Annotated in this window: 18 protein-coding genes and 1 pseudogene; 7 read left to right on the top strand and 12 right to left on the bottom strand. The window is 67.5% G+C overall.

Going from position 1 to position 22,457, the window contains the following annotated elements; genetic code table 11:
* Positions 1–137 precede the first annotated feature (137 nt).
* On the bottom strand, positions 138–3,239 hold the full coding sequence (locus ACP7C5_RS15370) for a TonB-dependent receptor domain-containing protein (protein ID WP_426264897.1): 3,102 nt from the start codon (positions 3,237–3,239) through the stop codon (positions 138–140).
* A gap of 224 nt (positions 3,240–3,463) precedes the next feature.
* Between ACP7C5_RS15370 and ACP7C5_RS15365 the strand changes: the two genes are divergently transcribed.
* Positions 3,464–4,000 (top strand): hypothetical protein, encoded by a 537-nt coding sequence (locus tag ACP7C5_RS15365; RefSeq protein WP_133190827.1) that lies wholly within the window; start codon positions 3,464–3,466, stop codon positions 3,998–4,000.
* A gap of 223 nt (positions 4,001–4,223) precedes the next feature.
* On the opposite strand, the gene ACP7C5_RS15360 is transcribed toward ACP7C5_RS15365, so the two are convergent.
* From ACP7C5_RS15360 to xseA, 4 genes are all read right to left on the bottom strand, one after another.
* Positions 4,224–7,178: a TonB-dependent receptor plug domain-containing protein gene (locus tag ACP7C5_RS15360; RefSeq protein ID WP_426264896.1), complete on the bottom strand. Its 2,955-nt coding sequence runs from the start codon at positions 7,176–7,178 to the stop codon at positions 4,224–4,226.
* A 202-nt stretch (positions 7,179–7,380) separates the two neighbouring features.
* Positions 7,381–8,313 (bottom strand): M23 family metallopeptidase, encoded by a 933-nt coding sequence (locus ACP7C5_RS15355; RefSeq protein WP_426264895.1) that lies wholly within the window; start codon positions 8,311–8,313, stop codon positions 7,381–7,383.
* The gene (locus tag ACP7C5_RS15350; protein ID WP_189676148.1) at positions 8,310–8,510 is read right to left on the bottom strand and encodes a DUF2093 domain-containing protein; all 201 of its coding nucleotides are present in this window, start codon (positions 8,508–8,510) and stop codon (positions 8,310–8,312) included. Before ACP7C5_RS15350 ends, ACP7C5_RS15355 begins: the two co-directional genes overlap by 4 nt.
* Positions 8,511–8,522: 12 nt before the next feature.
* Positions 8,523–9,917, bottom strand: coding sequence for an exodeoxyribonuclease VII large subunit (gene xseA / locus ACP7C5_RS15345; RefSeq protein WP_426264894.1), 1,395 nt, complete (start codon positions 9,915–9,917; stop codon positions 8,523–8,525).
* Between xseA and purD the strand changes: the two genes are divergently transcribed.
* From purD to ACP7C5_RS15330, 3 genes are all read left to right on the top strand, one after another.
* The gene (gene purD / locus ACP7C5_RS15340) at positions 9,917–11,182 is read left to right on the top strand and encodes a phosphoribosylamine--glycine ligase (protein ID WP_426264893.1); all 1,266 of its coding nucleotides are present in this window, start codon (positions 9,917–9,919) and stop codon (positions 11,180–11,182) included. The two genes, xseA and purD, sit on opposite strands and share 1 nt — an antisense overlap.
* A gap of 39 nt (positions 11,183–11,221) precedes the next feature.
* Positions 11,222–11,890 (top strand): helix-hairpin-helix domain-containing protein, encoded by a 669-nt coding sequence (locus ACP7C5_RS15335; RefSeq protein WP_426264892.1) that lies wholly within the window; start codon positions 11,222–11,224, stop codon positions 11,888–11,890.
* Between the two features lie 261 nt (positions 11,891–12,151).
* Positions 12,152–12,709 (top strand): hypothetical protein, encoded by a 558-nt coding sequence (locus ACP7C5_RS15330; RefSeq protein ID WP_426264891.1) that lies wholly within the window; start codon positions 12,152–12,154, stop codon positions 12,707–12,709.
* 64 nt (positions 12,710–12,773) lie between these two features.
* Here the strand turns inward: ACP7C5_RS15330 and ACP7C5_RS15325 are convergent, their stop codons facing one another.
* Positions 12,774–14,099, bottom strand: coding sequence for a hemolysin family protein (locus tag ACP7C5_RS15325; RefSeq protein WP_426264890.1), 1,326 nt, complete (start codon positions 14,097–14,099; stop codon positions 12,774–12,776).
* 177 nt (positions 14,100–14,276) lie between these two features.
* Between ACP7C5_RS15325 and ACP7C5_RS15320 the strand changes: the two are divergent.
* Positions 14,277–14,957: pseudogene (locus ACP7C5_RS15320) on the top strand (OmpA family protein).
* A gap of 121 nt (positions 14,958–15,078) precedes the next feature.
* Here ACP7C5_RS15320 and ACP7C5_RS15315 read toward each other — a convergent pair.
* Both ACP7C5_RS15315 and ACP7C5_RS15310 read right to left on the bottom strand, forming a co-directional pair.
* Positions 15,079–15,507: a nucleoside deaminase gene (locus ACP7C5_RS15315; RefSeq protein ID WP_426265045.1), complete on the bottom strand. Its 429-nt coding sequence runs from the start codon at positions 15,505–15,507 to the stop codon at positions 15,079–15,081.
* A gap of 58 nt (positions 15,508–15,565) precedes the next feature.
* Positions 15,566–15,853 carry a hypothetical protein gene (locus tag ACP7C5_RS15310; protein ID WP_133190845.1) on the bottom strand — a complete coding sequence of 96 codons (288 nt, stop codon included), beginning with the start codon at positions 15,851–15,853 and terminating at the stop codon, positions 15,566–15,568.
* A 198-nt stretch (positions 15,854–16,051) separates the two neighbouring features.
* Here ACP7C5_RS15310 and rpmB point away from each other — a divergent pair, with 198 nt between their 5' ends.
* Entirely contained in the window at positions 16,052–16,357 is a 306-nt protein-coding gene (rpmB, locus tag ACP7C5_RS15305) for a 50S ribosomal protein L28 (protein ID WP_133192112.1), read from the top strand.
* Position 16,358: 1 nt separating this feature from the next.
* Here rpmB and ACP7C5_RS15300 read toward each other — a convergent pair whose 3' ends face one another.
* Positions 16,359–17,360, bottom strand: coding sequence for an esterase-like activity of phytase family protein (locus tag ACP7C5_RS15300; RefSeq protein WP_426264889.1), 1,002 nt, complete (start codon positions 17,358–17,360; stop codon positions 16,359–16,361).
* Positions 17,361–17,510: 150 nt separating this feature from the next.
* On the opposite strand from ACP7C5_RS15300, the gene ACP7C5_RS15295 reads away from it, so the two are divergent.
* Positions 17,511–17,909 carry a glycine zipper 2TM domain-containing protein gene (locus ACP7C5_RS15295; protein WP_426264888.1) on the top strand — a complete coding sequence of 133 codons (399 nt, stop codon included), beginning with the start codon at positions 17,511–17,513 and terminating at the stop codon, positions 17,907–17,909.
* A 324-nt stretch (positions 17,910–18,233) separates the two neighbouring features.
* Here the strand turns inward: ACP7C5_RS15295 and phbB are convergent, their stop codons facing one another.
* From phbB to ACP7C5_RS15280, 3 genes are read right to left on the bottom strand one after another with little or no spacing between them, the layout of a single operon-like run.
* Positions 18,234–18,956 carry an acetoacetyl-CoA reductase gene (gene phbB, locus ACP7C5_RS15290; RefSeq protein WP_322161267.1) on the bottom strand — a complete coding sequence of 241 codons (723 nt, stop codon included), beginning with the start codon at positions 18,954–18,956 and terminating at the stop codon, positions 18,234–18,236.
* 37 nt (positions 18,957–18,993) lie between these two features.
* Entirely contained in the window at positions 18,994–19,998 is a 1,005-nt protein-coding gene (hemH, locus tag ACP7C5_RS15285) for a ferrochelatase (protein ID WP_322161268.1), read from the bottom strand.
* Positions 19,998–22,247 carry a molybdopterin cofactor-binding domain-containing protein gene (locus ACP7C5_RS15280; protein WP_426264887.1) on the bottom strand — a complete coding sequence of 750 codons (2,250 nt, stop codon included), beginning with the start codon at positions 22,245–22,247 and terminating at the stop codon, positions 19,998–20,000. The genes hemH and ACP7C5_RS15280 overlap by 1 nt, the downstream gene beginning before the upstream one ends.
* Positions 22,248–22,457: the final 210 nt, after the last annotated feature.

Below are 22,457 nucleotides of genomic sequence, written 5' to 3'. Positions count from 1 at the left end.
GCCCGGCGACGGCGGGCGCGTGCCGCCGCCTTGCCTACGAAGTCCACGGTCCCAAAGCATCCCGCGCGAGCGCGGCACGCATACAAAAAGGGGCGAGCCTTGCGGCCCGCCCCCTGTTTGCCCGTTTCGGAGATCCGTCAGAACTTGACGGTGGCGCCGACTGCGAAGCGACGGCCCAGCGCGTCGTAGGTCGACGGATAGGTGTTGCCGCTGTTGAACGTGGTCGAACCGACGGTACCACCGACGACGGGCGGATCGCGATCGAACAGGTTCATGACCGTGAAGGTCAGGTCGAAATGGTCGCCAATGGCAAAGCGCGTCGTCAGATCGAAGTAATTGTACGACGGGATCTTGCCGAAATTGACGGCCTTGCCCGCCAGTGCGCCCGTGGCGATCGTGCCGCTGAACGTCGTGACGCCCGGCTCGACGCGCATCGAGCTGATGTGGCGCCAGTTCACCGAGAAATCGACGCGGTTGAAGGTCAGCGTGGTGCGCTGGTTCCACGTGATCTGCGGCTGGAGCGAGCCGGCCGACGACGACGGACCAGCGGAAGCGGGCGAACCGCAGTTCTGGCCGTAATAGCCTACGCAGCTGCGGACCAGCGACAAGGGTGTCGCCTGGAACTTCGACCGCGACGTCCAGTTGCCGAGGAAGCCGAGGTTCAGCTTCGCAAAGCCAAGGTTGCGGCGATAGTTGACGTTGAGATCGATACCATCGGTGAGGACCGTACCGAGGTTGCTCGGAGCGATGAACAGACCGGCCGTGGTTGCGGGATCGCCGTCGAGCGCACCGGTCGCCGGATTGCGGCGGATCGACGTACACGCCACGTTCGACGCGCTGGCGGCGGTGATCCCGGCGCCCGTGCGGTTGCCGAAGCACAGATTGTAGGCGTCGCCTGCGGTCGGCTGCGAAATCGCGTTCTTGATCGAGATATTGTAGTAATCGACCGAGACCGACAGGCCGGGAACGTAGTTCGGCTGATATACGAGGCCGAGCGTGTAGGAGTCCGACTTTTCGGGCTGGAGCGCGAGATTGCCGCCGCCGGTGAAGTTGGCCTGCGCTGCGGTCGGGGTCTGGATGCTGCCGATCGAGGCCGCCGGGGCGCCCTGTGCAAGGCAGACCGCGCGGAGGTTGGCATTCGTGGTCGGCCCGGTGCCGGCGCACGCATCGTACGACAGGTTCGTCAGGCCGGTCGAAACCGGTGCGAACAGTTCGTTGATGTTCGGCGCGCGAACAGCGCGCTGATAGGTGCCACGGATGCGGATCCCGCTCGTCGGCTCCCAGGTTGCGCCGCCCTTGTAGGTCAGCGTGTCATAGCCACGCGAACCCGCGGTATCGACCTTGTAGCTCGAATAGCGCAGGCCGCCCTCGAGCGTCAGGCTCTTGAAGAACGGCTTGTCGGTGACCACCGGAACGATCAACTCGCCATAGCCTTCGGTGACATGATAGCCGCCCTGGAAGGTCGGCGCAGCACCGCCTGCGCCACCGAGCTCGCCCGGCGTCTGCGACAGCGTGTCGGACGCCTGCGACGCGGTGTATTTGCGATACTCGGTACCCAGCGCGAAACCGATCGGCGTATCGGCGAAGGGCGACGTCACGCCGATGTCACCGTTGAGCAGCGCGCGCGCTTGCGCCAGCGATGCGCGGTTTGACGTCGTGCTGTTCGCGGTCAGATACGACACCTGATTCGGCGTGATCGATCCTTCAGGTCCGAACAGGTTGATCGGAACGCAGCCGGTCCCCGCCGTGATGCTGGCGGCACCGTTGGGCCCGTTGGGAAGGCAGCTCGTGGTATTGGTGGCAAACGCTGCAGCGCGAAGCCGCGAGGTCAGCACATAGTTCTGGATCGACTGGATGTTCTCGGATTCGCCGTACGAACCGTTGATGTCGAGCTTGATCGAATCGGTGATCCCGATCTTCACGCCGGCGCGGTAATCGAACAGCGTCGTGGTGTAATCCGACAGACGCGAGCCGACTTCGGTCGTGCGGCGGTTGGTCGCCACCGTGAAGTAGCGGAAGTTCGGATCGGTCGTCGCGGTTGCCGTCGCTGCGGCGGCGCACTGCGCTGCCGTCAGCTGAGCGACCTGAACGCCCGTCGCGCTGAAGGTCGGGTTGTTATCGCAGAAGGTCTGCCGTGCTGCCGCTGGCAGATACGGGTTCGAGAACGGAATCGCGAGCGACGAACCAAAGCTGCCCGACGGCGCGATGATCGTGCTCACCTGGTTCTTCGAGAACATTCCGCGCGAATAGACTTCGACATGGTCGGAGATGTCATACCGCGCCGCGCCGTAGATATTGTAGCGCTGGAACGGCGTCTGGAAGATGTTGTACGGGTTGAAGTTGAACGGCACGACCGGCGACTGCAGCGCGCCCGTGGAAGGGTTGATCTGGCGATTGCCCGAAACGCGTGCAGCCCCCGTGCCAAGACCGGCGACCGAGAAGCGCGTCGGCACCGTCGTGCCCGAACCACCGGCCGCGCCGCTGGTCGAGGTGTAGTTGTTGACCGCGATGTTGCGCGCGCCCTGATAGACCGGGTCGGAATGCTGATAGCCGACCGACAGCACCGCGTTGCCACGGCCGTCGTCGAAATTGGCGCCAATCGTCAGATCGGCGCGATAGGTGTGGCCATCGCCGCGCTCGGTGATCTGGTTCGACACCGTCGCCTCGACGCCCGAGAAATCCTGGCGCGTGATGAAGTTGATGACGCCCGACACGGCGTCGGCACCATACGTCGTGGCAGCGCCGCCCGTCACCGTCTCGACGCGCTGGACGAGCGCGAGCGGGATGTTGTTGAGATCGACGCGACCGACGGTGTTCGACGGCGTGATGCGGTTGCCGTCGAGCAGCACGACGTTGCGGAAGTTGCCGAGGCCGCGAAGATCCGCGTAGCTGGCGCCGCCATTGCCGTTATTGACCGCCGAGCCGATGCTCGCGACCGCGCCCGGCAGATCGCGCAGGACCTGTTCGGCGGTGTTGGTCTGGCGCAGCGCCAGTTCGTCCGAACCGATCACTGCAACCGGCGTCGAGCTGACGAGATTGGGATTGCGGATAAGGCTGCCGGTGACGACGATATCGGCACCGCTTTCCGTGGGAGTCGACTGCGCTGCGGGCGCGGGTTGCGCCGTGGTGTCAGCGGGCGGCGTGGCCGGAGCGGTCTGCGCGAAGGCAGGCGCCGACGCCAGTGCCGCGCTGGCGAAGAGAGTGGACCCAAGCAAAATGGACCGCGTCGTCGATTTCATAAAACCCCCATTCCGGCCTGTTCGGCTGGTGTAATCTGTGCCCGATCTTGGACGGACGTTGACACATGGGTATGATATCCCGAGGTAGGACCGCAACGGGCTAATACGTCACCGTGTGAATATTGTTCGGCCTGTGATGTTTTAGATACAGATCGCCACGTTCGGACAGATTTCCGCCCGGCGGGCGCCCGCTACGACGGCTACAACCATGGGAGCACGGTCTCTTGCCCACACGCGCCACTGCCCTGATCGCCTGCCTTGCGCTGGCGCCACTCCCTGCCGCAGCGCAGACCACCGAGAGCCGGGGCGAAGGCTTGGTCTCGGCGCTCGCTGCATGTCGCACGGCAGCCGCCGACCAACGCCTGGCGTGTTACGAACAGGCCAGCGCGGCCCTTATCTCCGCGCGCGATCGCCACGAGATCAGGATCGTCGACCGCGAAGCTGTCCAGCGCGCCAAGCGCTCGCTGTTCGGGTTCTCGCTACCGCACCTCAATCTGTTCGGCACCGGCAAGGAAGATCCCCGCGCCGATTCGGACACCGACGTTCGCGAGATCACCAGCACCGTGACATCCGCCCGCCAGGCGGCCTACGGCCTGTGGGCGTTCGGGCTTGCCGAAGGCGGGGAATGGCAGTCGACGGCCGAATCGCCGACCTTCGATCCGCGCAAGGGCGACACGGTCACCATCAAGGCGGGAATGCTGGGCCGCTATACCGCGAAGATCGGCAAAGGCCGCGCGGTCGATGTGAAACGGCTCCGCTGATTCGGACGCGGTCGCATCGGCCCCCCGGCGAAGGCCGGGATCGTGTGACGCGCATGCGCTGCGTCGGTTTGAAGCGCTCCCGGCGTTAGCCCGGATGACGGCGGCAATCGCCGCGTCGGCACCGCACACAGCAAAACGGCGCAGCGTCGGGGCTTTCGCCACGACGCTGCGCCGTCCCGCCTGCACCCCCGGAGCAGGCAAACCCGCTCGGGGTGCCGCCAGATCAGAACTTGAAGTTCGCCCCAGCGCGGAAGCTGCGACCGACGATCCCGGCCATGTGCCAGGTCGGCAGGTAGTTGGCGCCCGAATACGATGCCGGTGCCAGCGGGGCCTTCTCGCCGGTGATGTTGCCGACATAGACGTTGAAGGTGAAGCTGTCGTTCACCTTGAAGGCAGCGTTGACGTCGGCATAGACGAACCGCTTGATATAGCAGAAGTTGTTGCCGGTGCCGTACAGGTTGCCGGTGTTCTCGCCCTTCGCATTGGCACAGCTCAGATCGTCGCCTTCGTCAGCGGCGACTTCCTTGATCCGCGACACGTAATAGGTCGTCGCGGTCAGCGCGAAGCGACCGAAGTCGAGCGTGTTCTGCCAGTTGCCGCGGACGCGCGGCGTGCCAGCACCCGACGACAGTTCGTAAGGCCCAAGCGTACCGGCATATTTCTGGATCTTGCCACCGGTCGCCGGATCGAGGTCGTACTGGATCACATAGGTCATATCGAGGCGGCTGGTGAACTTCACGCCGTCGGCGATCGGAACGGTCACGTTGGCGCCGAAGTCGAGGCCCGAGCTCTTGATCGAGCCGGCGTTGACGAACGGCACGTTGATGATGAGCACGCGCGGCAGCGCGTTCGGGAACAGCGGATCGGGCGAGTCGACGGCCGAAACGGTGTAGCCTGCCGGCAGCGCGGTCCCAGCGAAATAGTTCGCACGGGCGGTGAGCGCATCCGGACCGGTCACGATCACGTCGGTCTTCTTGATGTTGTAGTAATCGACCGTGAAGCTGACGTTGCGGACCGGCTCGGCCACGATCCCGGCGGTGAAGCTGCGCGACTTCTCGGGCTTCAGATTGGGGTTGCCGGTCGAGCCCGAACCAAGGCTGTAGGCCTGGGCGTAAGGGTTGGTGTTGCCACCGGTGATCAGGCCACCATGTGCCAGCTGGAAGCTCGCCGGCGGCGTTACCGTCACGAAGCCGGCATAGCTCGACGCCGGATTGTTTTCGGCGAAGGTTGGCGCGCGGAAGCCGTTCGAATAGGTGCCGCGGATCGCGAGCTGCTTGATCGGTGTCCACTTGGCGCCGATCTTGGGCGAGAAGTGGCTGAAGCCTTCCGAATAATGATCGTAGCGGCCCGAAGCGTTGACCTCGAGCGTGTCGAGGATCGGCGCATTGACTTCGAAATAGCCAGCAAAGACGTCATGCGTACCGAACGCCGCCGAGGTGTTGGCGTATTTGGTAAGACCCGGGTTGTTGCTGTTGTTGACTTCGGTCTCGTGGCGGAACTGCCCGCCGACCGCGACCTGCAGATTGCCACCTGGCAGGGCGAAGAGGTCCTTGGCGATCGATGCATCGACCGAAATCAGCGAGGTGTGCGACGGAGTCGTGTAGACCGGCGCGATCGTGTTGCGCACCGCCTCGGTGTTCAGCGACGGATTGACGAAGTTGTAAGCGCCGGTGTTGATCGCGTTCTTCAGCCCGGCAATGTCGAGCACGCCGTGGTTCTCGATCGAGAAATTGTCGCGCGCGCCGACCGCATCGACCTTCCAGTGATAATCGCCTGCAATGTCGCCGTTGAAGCCGACTGCGCCACGGATCACTTCGTTGTTGCGGATCGAATAGACCGGGATGTCGCCGAACGCATAATAGATGCGCGCTGCATTGCCCTCGGCCGCATACGGGTTGTTGGGGTTGAAGCGGCGATCTGCGGCGGTCAGGCAGTTGGTGCCGGCTGCGCACACGAAGGCCGGAAGCACGATGCCCGGGTTGCTCGACGACTGGGTCGGCGAAGCACCGTATGGCTGCGTCTGGCGGATGCCGTTGGGCGCGCGGCCGATCGTGACCTGGCTGTGCGAGTAGCTGCCGGTGGCATAGCCCTCGATTGCGTCGGAAAGGCGAACGCTCAGTCGCCCGCTGAAGTTGTACCGCTCCTGCGACGGCTGGATGTCGTTATAGCGCGTGCCATATTCCTGGCCGTAGTCGTGCGCGCAGCCCGTGCCCCCCGCAGCGCCCGCCACCGTGAAGGTGCCGCGCGTGCACTGCGCGGTCCCGCCGAGCAGCGTGTAGGTGCCCGAGGCGGCGCCGCCGGCGAAGGGATTGTTGGGATCGGTCTGCGTTGCGCGGCGCACGACGGCGTTGGTCGATTGGAACTGCAGCGAACTGTCGCCGCTATTGTTGTCGAGGCCACCGATCGAGCTCAGATCGTTGGTGTTGTACGGGAAGCCGCGCGTCGTCGCGCCGATCGGCTGGTCCTTCTGATATTCGCCGTTGACGTAGAAATTCCAGCCCTTGGCGTCATAGTCGCCATAGCCGGCGGTCAGGTTGGCGCGATAGCGGGCACCGTCGCCCTTCTCGGTCACGCCGCCTTCGACCGTGCCCGAGACGCCGGTGAAGTGCTTCTTCATGATGATGTTGACGACGCCGCCGATGGCGTCTGCGCCGTAGCTCGACGAAGCGCCGTCCTTCAGGACTTCGATCCGCTCGACCGCGCTGAACGGGATCGAGTTGAGATCGACATAGGCGTTGTGGCCGTCGTCGTTGAGCGGGAAGTTGGTCGAACGCAGCCCGTCGATCAGCACCAGCGTCGACGAAACGCCGAGGCCGCGCAGCGAGACCGCGGCGCCGCCGGCCGAGAAACCGTTGGTGAAGCCGGTCGAGATCGAGCCCGCGCCATCGGCCGAGATCGAGCGCACGGCGTCGTTGATGTTGGTGATGCCGGCACGCGACAGCGTCTCGGTGGTCAGCACGGTGACCGGCGACGGCGTCTCGGTATTGGTGCGGCGGAAGATCGAGCCAGTGACGACGATGTCCTTGCCTTCTTCGCTCGCCTGGGTCGGCGCGGACTCAGGTGGCAGCGGTGCGGTGGTCTGCGCAAAGGCCGGCCCTGCCGAAAGCGCAATGAGCAATGCGACGGGCGCTGCGGTTGAACGAAGACGCGCGACTGCGCGGGCTTGCATGGACTGCATCGAAGAAAACCCCTGTTGTGCTGACGGCAGTGTTGCCGGCGACGACCACGATCCCCCGTGTCGTCGCTATGTCACGAGACTGTAAGGCAGAGACCGTATTGTAAAGGGTTCGTAACGGAACTTTTCCAAGTGTCGCCGCAATGCAACACTATTTCAAATGAAACCGGTTTGGCGTTACAAACGCCGCTTCACCGATCGCCGCTCATTCCGAACGCGGCATCGGCCCCGCGACCAGCAACGGATCGATCTTCGCGTCGCGCCACTTCAGGCTCCAGTGCAGATGCGGCCCGGTCGCACGCCCGGTCATCCCCGACAGCGCCACCGGCTGCCCGCGCCGGACGCGCTCGCCGACGCGCACGTCGATCCGCGCGAGGTGGAGGAACGCGGTGTTGAGGCCATTGCCGTGATCGATCATCAAGAGGTTGCCCTCGAGCGTGAAGGGGTGATCGGCGGCCAGAATGACCACGCCGTCGGCGGGCGCGAGGAGCACCGAGCCCTGCGGCTTGGCGACATCGAGGCCCGAATGGTACGACCCTGCCTCGCCATTTTGGTAGATCCGCTGCGAGCCGAACAGCGTCGAGATGCGGCCCGTCGTCGGCCACAGGAAGGTCTGCCGCCAGCCTTGCGAATCCGATTGGACGCGGCGCGCGGCGGCGATCTGCGCGAGCTCGGCGGGGCGCAGCCGGTCGAACTCGGGCTGCGGCAGCGGGATCTTGGGGAGCGTCGACAGGCGCGAAATGTCCCAGCCGCGCGGCGCGATCGCCAGCGTGTCGCGCACGACGCGGCCATCCTCGAGCGTCGCGACGAGGGTCGCGCTCGGGCCGGCATCGCGGTCGAAGCCGATCAGGAAGCGGCCATCGCTCGCCACCGGGATCGCCGCGCCGTTGAAGCTCAACAGGCTGGTGCCGGCGGGCGCGATGCCGATGACGATGCCGCCCTGGATCATCGATCCGGTGTAGCTGAAGCTGGCCGGCAGCGGCGCCGGACGGCGCACCGGCGGTGCGGTGACGCGCTGGGGGGCCGCTTGTTGGGGGGTCGAACGCTCGGCCGCCGCCGCGCAACTGCCGAGGACGACCATTGCGGCGAAACCGGTGGTCCAGCTGGCGATGATCGAAATGCCCCCCCGGGCCTTCATGCGGGCGTCATCGCTTCGGTCGCGAGCGCCGCGCTGGCATAGGCTTCCTGCTTGGCGACGCTCCAATAGCGCAGGTCGTCGAGCGCGATGCGCGTGCCGCTGACCGCGCAGACGACGTGATCGCCGGGCGCCAGCACGCGAAACCCGTTCGCCATGAAGTGGAGCCGCGCGGGGCGATCGGTATTGGACATCAACATGGCGCGGCTCTTTTAGAGGAGGGTGGGCTGTTCGGGTGACGGGCCACCATATGCCTTGGTGCCGCTGCGCTCAACCTTGGCGTCGACCTCGCCGTCGCGGAAGTGGAGCGTGACGGTGCCGGCGCTGCGCGCCGCGCTCGCCGAGCCGACCACCGCGCCCGAGGGCCTGGCCGAGACGAAGGCATAGCCGCGGTCGAGGATCGCATTGGGCCCGAGCGATTCGACCAGCCGCCACGTCGCGCTCAGCCGGTCGCGCCCGCGTTCGAGCTGGCGGTCGAGCGTCGCGAGCCGCAAGGCGCCTGCCGAGCGATCGAGCTGCCCGCGCGCGACGACGACGCGGCGCTCGAGCCCCCGATCGAGCCGCGCGCCGAGATCGTCGGCCTTCTGCCGCTGCGGCCCGAGCAGCGCGTCGCGCCGCGGCAGCACGCGGACCAGCGCGTCGAGCCGCTCGCGTCCGCGCTCTGCATAGCGCCGCGCGCATTTCTCGGTGCGGTTGCCATAACCCGCGAGCGTCAGGCGCAAATCGGCAAGCACCGGGACCGCCATTTCGGCCGCCGCCGTGGGGGTCGGCGCGCGCAGATCGGCGGCGAAATCGGCGAGCGTGGTGTCGGTCTCGTGGCCGACCGCCGAGATCAGCGGGATGCTGCACTTGGCGATCGCGCGGACGACGACTTCCTCGTTGAACGCCCACAGATCCTCGATCGACCCACCACCGCGCGCGACGATGACGAGGTCTGGCCGGTCCCCGAGCGGCATCGCGTCGAACCCGGCGATCGCGCGCGCAACCTCCTCGGCGGCGCCCGCACCCTGCACCTTGACCGGCCAGACGAGCACATGCGTCGGGCAGCGATCCTCGAGCCGGTGAAGGATATCGCGGATGACGGCGCCCGTCGGCGAGGTGACGACGCCGATGCGGCGCGGCAGGAACGGCAGCGGCTTCTTGGCGGAAGGTGCGAACAGCCCCTCCCCCGCAAGCTTCGCCTTGAGCTTTTCGAGCAGCGCCATCAGCGCGCCCTCGCCCGCCAGCTCCATCCGATCGATGATGATCTGATATTTGGAGCGACCCGGATAGGTGGTGATCTTGCCCGTCGCGATCACCTCGGCGCCGTCCTGCGCGGTGAAGCCCAGTTGCGCGACATTGCCCTTCCAGATGACGCCGTCGATCACCGCGCTGTCGTCCTTGAGGCTGAGATAGGCGTGGCCAGACGACACGCGCTTGTAGCCCGAGATCTCGCCGCGCAGCCGGACGAAGCCGAATTCGGTCTCGACGACGCGCTTGAGCTTTCCAGCGAGTTCCCCGACACTCATCGGCGCGGCGTTGTCGCCGGGAGCGGGCTCGGCTACGAGGCCGCCCAATCCGGCGCCCATCCCCTCGCGCCGCGCAATCTCTAGAAAAGGGTCCGCCATTGAATGTCCTGTTGATCGGCTCGGGGGGTCGCGAACATGCGCTGAGCTGGAAGCTCGCGCAATCGCCGCGCCTGCGTACACTGTTCGCCGCACCCGGCAATCCGGGCATTGCAGCGCATGCGCAGATCGTATCGCTCGACCTGACCGATCACGCCGCGGTGGTGGCGTTCTGCGCCGAGCAGTCGATCGAGCTCGTCGTGATCGGGCCCGAGGCGCCTTTGGTCGACGGCCTCGGCGACAGCCTGCGCGCGGCCCGCGTCGCGGTGTTCGGGCCGGACAAAGCCGCGGCGCAGCTCGAAGGGTCGAAGGCCTTCACCAAGGCGCTTTGTGACCGCGCCGGCATCCCGACCGCGGGCTATGTCCACGCCACCAGCCGCGCCGAAGCGCGTCACGCGCTCGATCGCTTTGGCGTGCCCGTCGTGGTCAAGGCCGATGGCCTCGCCGCGGGCAAGGGCGTGACGGTCGCGATGACGCGTGAGGAAGCGGAAGGCGCGCTTGCCGATCTGTTCGGCGCGCGCGGCGGGGAAGCGGTGATCGAGGAATTCCTCGAAGGAGAGGAAGCCAGCCTGTTCGTGCTGACCGACGGCAAGGACATATTGAGCTTCGGCTCGGCGCAGGACCACAAGCGCGTCGGCGAAGGCGATACCGGCCCCAACACCGGCGGCATGGGCGCGTACAGCCCGGCGCGCGTGCTCACCCCCGAGCTCGAAGCCCGCGCGATCGAAGAGATCGTCAAGCCGACCGTCGCGGCGATGGCGGCGGCGGGGACACCGTTTTCGGGCGTGCTCTATGCCGGGCTGATGCTGACCGCGGACGGCCCCAAGCTGATCGAATACAATGCCCGCTTCGGCGACCCCGAGTGCCAGGTGCTGATGGCGCGGCTCGACGAGGATCTGCTCGAGCTGCTGCTGTCGGTGGCGACCGGTACGCTCGGCGAGCGTGGGCCCGCGAAGTGGGTCGCGCAGACCGCGCTGACCGTCGTGCTCGCCGCCAACGGCTATCCCGGCACGCCGGCGAGCGGCGGTGCGATCGACGATGTGGCCGAAGCCGAGGAGACCGGCGCGTTGGTCTTCCAGGCGGGAACGCGGCTCGACGGCGAGCAGCTCGTCGCATCGGGCGGGCGCGTACTCGCGGTGACGGCGCTTGGCGATACCGTCGCCGCCGCGCAGCAAGCGGCGTATCACGCAGTCGACCAGATCGTCTTCCCGAGCGGTTTCTGCCGCCGCGACATCGGCTGGCGCGAGATTGCGCGCGACGCGGGCTGAGCTTGTGCGTTAGCCTTTGTAAACATCAGGAGTAGCGTCATGTCTTCCGGCCCCCAGAACCCCAATCAGGCAATCGACGTGATGGTGCCGATCACCATCTCGCACGTCATCCTGATGGTCGCGCTCGCTGCCGCCGCGATCGCGATCCTGATCTACGGCACGATCATCGCCCGCCGCCGCCGCAATGCGGCAAAGCAGGTCGAGGAGAATTTCGCGATCGCCGAGGAGCACGGCGCGACCGCCGAGCCGGGGAGCGCGTCGATCGACGGGACGCCGGCGGTATCGTCCGACGTGCCGAAGGCGGAGCGCGCGCCCGATCCTGCCGGCACGCCGCTGTCAACGCCTGCGGCTGCGCCGGTTTCTGCGCCTGCGCCTGCTCCGATCACCGCACCTGACGCGGCTCCAGCACCAGCTCCGGTTGCGGCACCTGTTCCGGCCCCCGCCGCGCCCGCTGCGGCACCGATCGCGAGCGACCTTACGCAGATCAAGGGGCTCGGCCCCAAGCTGGCGGCAACGCTCGTCGACCTCGGCATCACTCGCGTCGAGCAGATCGCCGCACTGACCCCCGACGCGGCCGCCGCGCTCGATGCGCAACTCGGCGTGTTCAAGGGCCGCATGACGCGCGACCGCTGGATCGAGCAGGCCACGCTGCTGAGCGCGGGCGACCGCGCGGGCTATGAGGCGGCGTTCGGGAAGCTGGGCGGGTAAGCACGGCAACGGGGGACGCAGGTCGGGGGGCTTTCGCTTGACTCGATTGACCCCAAAACGCGACATCTTCAGCGGCGATCGTTTCCATTCCTTGCATAATGCAGGCGGGAGCGGTCGACGATTTCAAAGAGCCGGAAAGGCATATCACAATCCCGTGATGTAGGACAGCGCGAGGTCGCGAACGATCGATTGCAGACGCCCGATCCCCGGCATATCCTCGGCGGAAGGCTACTCGTCGTGGCGATCTGTCGGAGACCATCGATGCGCTATCTGGCACTTCTCTTCGCGCTCGTCGCCACTCCGGCGCTTTCGGCAAGCACGCCCGCCGATGGTGCCGCCGCCTTGCTGGCGCAGACCGCCGGTCGCTGGCAGGGGGAGCTCGCATATCGCGATTACCAGTCGAACAGCTGGCAGGCGCTGCCGGTAACCGTGACGATCGCCGCGCAGCCCGACCAGGTGACGACGATCCGCACCGCCCAATTCGACGACGGACCCAAGACGGGGATCGTGACGATCACCACGGTGACGATGGTCGATCCCGCCGCCGCGACGGTGGCCTATGCCAGCTTCCGCCGCAGCCGCGCGCCCGATTCGGGAAGCGCCAAGATCGTCTCGGTCGTGCCTGGGGTCGATGCGGCGCACTGGACGATGGTGACGACCGAGCGGCGCGGCGACGGCAACGACATGGCGCAGGTGCGCGAAACGACCATGCGCGCGGGCGATACGATGACGACGCTGAAGGAGGTCAATCCCGATGGCGACAAGCAGGACGTCTGGCTTCCGCGCAACCGGTCGGTGCTGCGCCGGATCGGATCCTAGTCTCTGAAGAGAGCTCGACCGCTGAGGTCTTGGCGGCGCCTCAGCCGCCGCGAAACCCGCCGAGTCAGCCCAGCCGGAACCCGGCCTCGCGCGCGCGCCTCACCAGCAGCTTGTCGATCCGTCGCCCGTCGAGATCGACCACCTCGAACTTCCAGCCCTGCTCGACGAAGCTCTCGCCCTCGCCCGGCAGATGGCGGAACACCGCGAGCGCGAGCCCCGCGACGGTCGCGTAATCGCGCCCCTCGGGCAGATCGATCCCCAGTCGCTCGGCGAGCGCGTCGACCGCCATCTGGCCCGCGACCAGCAGCGAACCGTCGTCGCGCGTCACTACCGAGGGCGCATCGTCGGGGTCGGTGTCCGAGGCGAATTCGCCCGCGATCGCCGCGAGCAGATCGGCCGGCGTGACGATCCCTTCGAAATGGCCGTATTCGTCATGGATCAACGCCATCGGCACCTCGGCCTGGCGCAGCGCGTCGAGCGCGTCCATCGCGTCGATCTGGTCGAGCACCACCGGCGCCTGGCGCATCAGCGCGCGCAGGTCGAATGCCCCGCCCTCCAGCAGGGCGACCGCGATGTCGCGCGCCTGCACCACGCCGATCACGGTGTCGACCGAGCCTTCGGTCACCGGCAGCCGGCTGTGCGACGCCTGCATCAGCGCGGCGCGGATCCCGGCATCGTCCATCGTCGCGTCGATCCACTCGATGTCGGTGCGCGGCGTCATCACCTCGCGCACCGGGCGATCGGCGAGGCGGACGACCCCGGAGATGATCGAGCGTTCATGCTCCTCGATGATCCCCGACTTGCTCGCCTCGGCGACGATCAGATGGAGCTCCTCGGCGGTGACATGCTCCTCGCTCTCGCGCTTTAATCCCATCAGCCGGAACAGCAGCCCCGACGACGAATCGAGCAGCCACACCAACGGCGCGGTGATGCGCGCGAGCAGCAGCACCGGCCCCGCCATGATCGCGGCGAGCGGCTCGGGCGCGCGCAGCGCGATCTGCTTGGGGACGAGCTCGCCGATCACCAGCGAGGCGTACGTCGTGATGCCGATGACGATCGCGAAGCCCAGCGACTGCGTCGTCTCGGCGCCGAACCCGAGGAACGCCAGCCGCGCCGCGACCGGGCCGCCCAGACTCGCGCCCGAATAGGCGCCCGAAAGGATGCCGATCAGCGTGATGCCGATCTGCGTGGTCGAGAGGATCTTGCCCGGATCGGCGGCGAGCGCGAGCGCGGTGCGCGCGCCGCGCGCGCCGACGCGCGCCATCGCCTCGAGCCGCGCCTTGCGCGCAGAAACGATGGCGAGCTCGGACATCGCGAAGACGCCGTTGACGATGATCAACACGGCGATGATCGCGACGTCGATCCAGGGAAAGGGGGGAAGCGGGTGCATGGCGCCGCGCACCTTTCGCGCGAATCGGGTCATTGCACAACCGTTCTCGCGCTCCATCGTGCAGGCGGGTATGCGTCAGGGCGTGGCTGGACATCGGTGCGCAAGCGGAACAACCGGCGCATCCGGCGGGTTTGATCAGCCCTAGCAGCGCGTACCGGCTGGAAAAGGGATAGCAGCATGACGACGACCTTCCGCACCTTGGCGACCACCGCCGCGCTCGGCGCCCTGCTCGCGACCGGCGCGTGCGCGACGCCGCAGGCGGCGCAGACGCCGCGCGTGGCGGACACCGCGGTCGGCGGGATCGGCGCGGCGCTCGGCGGCTATCTGCTCGACGACGTCGTCGGCGGGCGGCGCGCCCGCACCGCGAGGATCAGCGCGGCCGGGATCGGCGGGATCGCGGGCGCCGGGATCGGCGCATACATGGACCGACAGGAAGCCGAGCTGCGCGCGCGGATCACGGGGACCGACGTGCAAGTGACGCGGCGCGGCGACGATCTGATCCTGACGATCCCGTCGGGACTGAGCTTCGCTTATAAGGATGCGAGCGTCGCGCCGGGCTTCCAGCCGACGCTCGACCAGATCGCCAGCGTGCTCAAAGCGTACGATCACGCGCTCGTCGACGTCTATGGCCACACCGATTCGGTCGGGTCGGAGGCGTACAACCAGCGGCTGTCCGAGCAGCGCGCGGCATCGGTCGCGGCGTAGCTCGTCGCACACGGAGTCCATTCCGCGCGGCTCGGCACCAAGGGATTCGGCAAGAGCCAGCCGATCGCCTCGAACGAGACGCCCGACGGCCAGGCGACGAATCGGCGCGTCGAGATCAAGATCGTGCCGATCGCCGATACCGATCTGCGCTAAGACGCGGCAGCGCGCCCGTCACCCCAGCGAAAGCTGGGGTCTCGTGCTGCTCGCGCGGTGCCTCCAGGCCGGAGACCCCAGCTTTCGCCGGGGTGACGGATGGGGTGACGGTTCGCGGGTCTCAGCGCCGCGCGGCGAAGAAGCCTTTCAGCAACGCCGCAGCCTCGCCCTCGCCGATCCCGGGAATGATTTCGGGCCGGTGGTGCACCGTGCTTTGCGAAAACAGCCGCGGGCCGTGCTCGACCGCGCCGCCTTTCGAATCGCTCGCGCCGTAATAGAGCCGCGCGATTCGGGCGTGGGCGATCGCGCCGGCGCACATCGCGCAGGGTTCGAGCGTGACCCACAAATCACAGTTCTGCAGCCGATCGTCGCCAATCGCGGCGGCGGCGGCGCGAATCGCCAGCATCTCGGCGTGCGCGGTCGGATCGTGCAGCGCGCGCGGGGCGTTCGCCGCGGTCGCGATGATGCGGCCGTCGAGCACCACCACCGCGCCGACCGGCACTTCACCGGCGGCACCGGCGGCGGCGGCGGCATCGAGTGCGGCGCGCATGAAAAGGGGCATGGGGATCACGACCGTCCCCATGCCCCAGTCAGGCGCGAATCGCTACTTACTGCGTGGTGACGCTGTTGCCGTCGGCGCCGGTCGGCTTGTTGACACGTAGCGTCGGGACCGAGATCGTCTTGGTCGTGGTGGTCACGGTCGGGACTTCGATCTCTTTGGTCTTGCTGCCGAATTCCACGGTCGCCATGTTGGCGGTGACCTCGGGCGCCTTGCCGCCGTTGACGCTGAGCGACGGCAACGAGCCCGCCCTGGTGTCGATCTTGAGCATACCCAGCGATACGAGCGCGACCACGACAAGCGCGGCAAGGCCGACCAGAGCTAACAGAAACCGCATGATCTTCTCCAACAGGACACTCGAACACTGCGCATTCGAATCGTTACCGTAACCAACGCCGCGTCTTCCTGAAGGTTGCAAGCGGTGCCGAACACGCAGCCGAATCGCCACGCGCGGTTGACCGACTGGCTCGCGTTCGGTATGCGCCCCGCCTTCACGAGCTGCTTCACGGCTCAATCTGGTATTCAGGAATTCAAGATGTCGCGCATCTGCGAACTGACCGGCAAGGGCCGGATGGTGGGTAACAACGTTTCCCACGCGAACAACAAGACCAAGCGCACGTTCCTCCCGAACCTGCAGAATGTCACGCTGATCTCCGACGCGCTCGGCACCAGCGTCAAGCTGCGCGTCTCGGCGCACGGCCTGCGCTCGGTCGAGCATGTCGGCGGGCTCGACAACTGGCTCGTCAAGACGACCAACGACAAGCTCTCGCTGCGTGCGCGTCGCCTCAAGCGCGACGTGTCGAAGAAGCTGACGGCCGCTGCGCCGCAGGCTGCAGCCTAACCTACCCTTTGCTCCGGTCGGGCTTATGCTCGACCGGATCGAGCCTGAACTTGAACAGCAGGCTGCGCTCTAGCGCGAACTGGTTATCGTCCGAGACGAGCCAGATGATTGTCGTGCCCGCTTCGCGCGTGGCGGCGACCCCCTCGAAATTGTCGTGCAGCAACGGTGCCGCGATCGTCGCGATGTCGCGTCCACGCACGCTCGCGCCCGGCTTGACCTGCTGTGCGTCGACGATCGTCAGCGTGCTCGAAAAGCGCAGCTGCGCGAAGCGACGGCTGAGGATCAGCCAGCGTCCGTCGGGCAGGACCGTCATGTCGGTCACGTCATACCCCGCGGGCGGAATGAAATTGAAGCGGAAGCCGCCACGCGGGTGCGCGACCGGATCGCCATAGAAGACGATCCCGCCACGCCCGGGCTGATCGGGCCAGGGCGTCGTCTCGTTGATCGTCGCCATCCCGCCGCCCGGCAGCAGCGTCATCGCCTCGGGCCCCTCATTCTCGGGCCAGTTCTTCATGACCGGCGGCGCGACATGCGCCAGCGCGCGATGAAAGCCCGAATCGTAGCGCCAGAACTGGTTGTGGCTTTCGAACCCGACCCAGACGTCGCCGGTCTTCGGGTCGACGCTCATCGATTCGCTGTCGCGGTCGCGCTTGCTCCAGCCCTGCCCTGGTCCGTCGGGGAGCGTGGTGATACTGCGCCGATGGACACGAAAATCGCGCCCCATCGTGAAGCGCAGCACATCGCCGCCGTCGCTCAGCAGCGTGAAGCGGTCGCCCGCGACGTGGAGCGACGAAAAGCCGCCAAAGGCGGGGTCGCCGCTCGACAGCTTGATCCCGCCGAGCCACGCCAGATCCCCCACGCGCGTGCGGTGCGGATCGGCGAAGTCGAGCTCGACCGGCTCGACCTGAAAGGGATAGGCTGGGTCGAACACCTCGCGCCGCTGCGCTCCCATCCAGTCGGGAACGAGAACGACGCACAGCAGGACCGACCACAGAATTCGCATTCCCCGCCCCTGCGGGAGGCATGAAGCGCGCGCAACCGGGTTTCGCCCCAGTGCTGCGATGAACGGTGGGTAACAAGCGCATTCAGGCTTACCTCAGCAGCCAGTCGGCATACCGTCATCATTGGACCACCGCCTATCAGGAGACGCATCATGATGAAGACGCTCACGCTCGCCGCTACCGCGATTGCCATGACCGCCTCGGGGCTGGCCGCAACGCCCGCTGCCGCGCAGCGCTACGACGATCAGAGCTATGCCTACGCCCAGGCCTATCGCGACGGCTACAATCGTGACGATGGCTATCAGGACCGCCGCGCATACCGCGATGACCGCCGCTATGATGATGGGCGCCGCTATGACGACCGCCGCTATTACAACCGTTCGCGCTGCAACTCGGGCAATACGGGCACGATCCTCGGCGCGATCGCGGGCGGTCTGCTCGGCAACACCATCGCAGGGCGCGGCGACCGGACGCTCGGCACCGTGCTCGGCGCAGGCGGTGGTGCGCTGGCCGGGCGCGCGATCGAGAAGGACGGAGAGCGCTGCCGATGACGAGTGCAGGCGCGGCGACGACCGCGCCGGTGCGGGCATAGCCCGCAGCACTCGGCACGGCCGGCGGGTCGCCCCCTGGGCGAACCCGACCGACGGCGGCTTTGCCGCCGGCGCCGCGCGTTTACAGAGTTACCCTCGGCGCACGCAAAGCGAGGGTGTGAGGCCGGCTTCTCCTCGAGGAGGCCGGCCTCTTCTTTGCGGGCAGTCTGGCTGGGATTGCCGCCGGCAAAGCCGTCGGCCGGATCGGGGTGAACCCCGTCCGCCGGCCGTGCCGGGCGCTGCGCCGCAGGCGCATCGGCGCGGGCGGGGCCGCGCCTGCGCCCGTCAGTACATATGCTGCCCGCCATTGATGCTGAGCGTCGAGCCCGTCACGAACCCACCCTCGTCCGAGCACAGGAACGCCACGCCGCGCGCGATCTCGCTCGCCTGGCCCAACCGGCCGACGGGGATCTTCGCGACGATCTTCTCCAGCACATCGGCCGGCACCGCCGCCACCATGTCGGTGTCGATATAGCCCGGCGCGATCGCATTCACCGTCACGCCAGCCCGCGCGCCCTCCTGCGCCAGCGCCTTGGTGAAGCCGTGGATGCCCGATTTCGCCGCGGCGTAATTGACCTGGCCGTACTGCCCGGCCTGTCCGTTGATCGACCCGATATTGACGATCCGCCCCCATTTGCGATCGCGCATGCCGGGGAACACGCCCTTGGCCATGTTGAAGCAGCCGCCGAGATTGGTGTCGATCACCTCTTTCCACGCCTGGTAGCTGAGCTTCATGATCGTGCCGTCGCGCGTGATGCCGGCATTGTTGACGAGCACGTCGACCGGCCCGAGATCGGCGGCGACGCGCGCGCAGCCGTCCTGGCAGGCGTCATAATCGGCGACGTCCCATTTGTACGCGGCGATTCCGGTGCGCTCGGTGAAGTCGCGCGCACGGTCGTCATTGCCGGCATAGGTCGCTGCGACGGTCATCCCGTGATCCTGGAGCGCAAGGCTGATCGCCTCGCCGATCCCGCGGGTTCCGCCGGTTACGATCGCGACGCGTGCCATTCTACTCTCCTCAAAGGATCTGTGTCCGGCGCGCACGCTAAGCGGCGCTCACCCAGCCTTCAAGTTCACGCGCGAGTAAAGTGCGCAACATTTCGACACCGGTGTCGCTGGCATTAAGGCACGGGATATAGGCGAAATGCGTGCCGCCCTTCTCCTCGAAACTCTCGCGCCCGCGGATCGCCAGTTCCTCGAGCGTCTCGAGGCAATCGGCCGAGAAACCGGGTGCGACGATCGCAATCTTGGTGATTCCCTTGGCCGGCAATTCCTCGAGCGTGATGTCGGTCGCCGGCTCGAGCCATTTCGCGCGCCCGAAGCGCGACTGGAACGACACGATCAAGGGTTTGCCGAGCCGCTCGCCGAGCAAGCGCCCGGTCTTCTGGCAATGGCAGTGATACGGATCGCCGAGTTCGAGCGTGCGCTGCGGCATGCCGTGGAAGCTCGCGACGATCGCCTGCGGCTCGAAATCGAGCGCCGCCACGCCCGCTTCGATCGAGGTCGCGAGCGCGTCGATGTAGACGGCATCGTCATGATAGGGCGGGAGCGTGCGCAGCGCGGGCTGCCAGCGCATCTTCGCCAGCGCCTCGAACGCCTTGTCGTTGGCGGTCGCGGTCGTCGCGCCGCAATATTGGGGATAGAGCGGCGCGACGAGGATCCGCTCGCAGCCGGCATCCTTCATCGCTTGCAACCGCTCGGGAATCGACGGCTTGCCGTAGCGCATCGCCCAATCGACCATCACGCCCGGCCCGAACGCGCCTTGCAGCGCCTTGTTCTGCGCCTTGGTGATCGCGGCGAGCGGCGAGCCGTCTTCGCTCCATACCTGCGCATAGGCTTCGGCCGATTTCTGCGGGCGCGTGTTGAGGATGATGCCGCGCAGGATCGGCTGCCAGATCAGCGGCGGAATCTCGACCACGCGCCGGTCCGACAGGAATTCCGCCAGATAGCGTTTGACCGACTTGGTATCGGCGCCGTCGGGCGTGCCGAGATTGGTCAGCAAGACGCCGACTTTCCGCTTGGGGATGGGGGGATGATCGGCAGGCAGCATCACAGGGTTCCGGGCATTAGCGGCAAGCTCCGCAGGCGATAGCCCGTAGCGGCTTGCAGCGCATTGGCAATCGCTGGCGCGACGGGCGGCACGGCAAGTTCGCTCACCCCGCCCGGATCGGCCTCGCTCGGCACGAGCTCGACGGTGATGTCGGGCGTGTCGGCGAGCCGTGGCAGCCCGAGCCCGCCAAGCCCGCGAACGGTCGCAAGATTGTCCGTGAAGCCCGTCGTGCAGCCCGTCGCCGCCGCCATGCCGAACAGCAGCCCACCCTCGATCTGCTGGCGGACGAGGTCGGGGTTGATCTGCCGCCCGCAATCGACCGCGGCGACGATCCGGTCGACGCTCACCGCTTGCCCCTCGCCGACATGCGCCTCGACCAGCACCGCGATGTGGCTGCCGCGGAAGCTGTGGCAGGCGATCCCCTGCCCGCTTCCCGCGACGCCGCCTTCCCAGCCGCCGAGCGACGCGGCGGTCGAGAGACACCGCGCGAGCCGCGCGTCGCCGCCGAGCATGGCGATGCGGAACGACAAGGCTTCGGTCCCGGCGACATGCGCGAGTTCGTCGAGGAAGCATTCGGTGAAGAAACTGGTGTAGCTGTGCGCGCCCGAGCGCCAATGCCCGGTCGGCACGCCGATCTCGGCGGGATGGTGATCGATCGCGACGGCGGGGATGCGATACGCCGGCATCGCGCCCGCGACGGCATAGGGGTCGGCCGCCCCGGCGAGCGCGAGCGCGGCGCTCGTGCCCGCGTCGTGCGCGAACATCCGCCGCGCGAGGTCGTGCCCCGTCGCGGGTGCGGCGATCTTGGCGGAAAGCCCGAGGATCTGGCCGTTGGTGCCGAGCCGCGCAGTCATCCGCGCGTGCGCCGGCGGGCGATAGCGATCGTGCAGCAGATCCTCGACCCGGCTCCAGACGAGCTGGACCGGACGCTTGATCGCGTGCGCCAGCACAGCCGCCTGCGCCGCGCACTCGGTCTCGAGATTGGCGCCGAACGACCCGCCGATGAGCATCGGGTGGACGAGCACCGCATCCTCGGCAAGCCCGATCGCCGCCGCTGCTGCGGCGCGCGCCACGCCCGGGGCTTGCGTCGGCAGCCACAGTTCGAGCCGGCCATGGCTGAACTGCGCGGTCGCGGTCATCGTCTCGATAGCGGCGTGGGGCGCGAGCCCGACCTGATACGCCGCGCTGACCAGCCGCGCGCCCTTGAACGCCGCGGCGACATCGCCTTGCGCGACCATCCGCGTTCCGGGCGCTGCAAGCGCGGCGGCGAGCGCGGCGGCGATGCTCGCGCTGGTCACGATCGGCCCCTTGGTCTCGAAGCGCGGCGCGAGCGCATCGAGCGCGCGGTTGGCCGACCACCAGGTGTTCCCGATCGCCGCGACCCAGCGATCGTTGGTGACGACCTGCAGCACGCCATTGACGCGGTCGGCCGCGGCACGATCGACGCGCGCCACTCTGCTGTCGCCGACCGGACCCTGGCGGATGCTCGCATAGACCATGTCGGGGAGCCGGACGTCGCCGGCAAAGGTCGCCGAACCGTCGACCTTCGACGGCGCATCGAGCCGTGGCAGCGACTGTCCCGACAGCCGCCCGGCGGGATCGCTGCGCAGCGGAAGCGGATCGGGCAGCGCCGCCCCCCCGAAATCGCGCACCGCTTCGACCGCGAGCTCGCCGAAGCGCAGCCGGTCCTTGCCATGCACGACGAAGCCCTCGCCGGTGGTGCAGGCCTGCCAATCGATCTTCCACCGCGCGGCGGATGCCTTGCACAGCAGGATCCGCGCCGCGGCCCCCGCCGCGCGCAGCGGATCCTCGAAACTGCGCACCGAGCTCGACCCTGCGGTCAGCGTCAGCCCGACCCGCACCGCATGGCCATCGCGCCAATGCTTGAGCAGGCCGTTGTCGGGCTGTTCGAACAATTGCTCGGCGCCGAACGGGTTGGCGTAAAGCGGATTGCTCGGCGCCGGCTCGACCCCGACGGTGCGCCAGTCGGCGCCGAGCTCGTCGGCGACGATCTGCGGCAGCGCGGTATAGACGCCCTGGCCATGTTCGGCCTGCGGCACCGCGACGATGACGCGTCCATCATCGCCGATCTTGAGCCACGCGCCGAAGATCGTCTCGCCGGGATCGGCAGTGAGATTGCCGACATAGCTGCGCGGCCACAGCTGCCACGCGACCACCAGACCGATCCCCGCGCCGCCCGCGATCAGCAGCGTGCGACGGTCGACCGTGGGGAGCGTGGGGGATGCCATCGCCAAGCTCTATCGCGCCGCGCGGTGCGCCGCCAGTTCGCTGTGCACCGCGCGGCGACCGGACGCCGACGGGCTGCAAAGCGGCATGGCGGCATCGAAGCGCCGAAACTGCACAAGCGGTCCTGTGCGAAGGCTCGGGGTGATCGCCAGCGACGCGCTGGTCACCAGGCCGAGGCAGCGCCGCGACCGCGTGTCGATGATTCGAGCCTG

This window comes from Sphingomonas sp. PWP1-2, assembly GCF_049898305.1.
Classification (GTDB): domain Bacteria; phylum Pseudomonadota; class Alphaproteobacteria; order Sphingomonadales; family Sphingomonadaceae; genus Sphingomonas; species Sphingomonas glacialis.
This window is presented reverse-complemented; position numbering and strand designations above follow the sequence as displayed.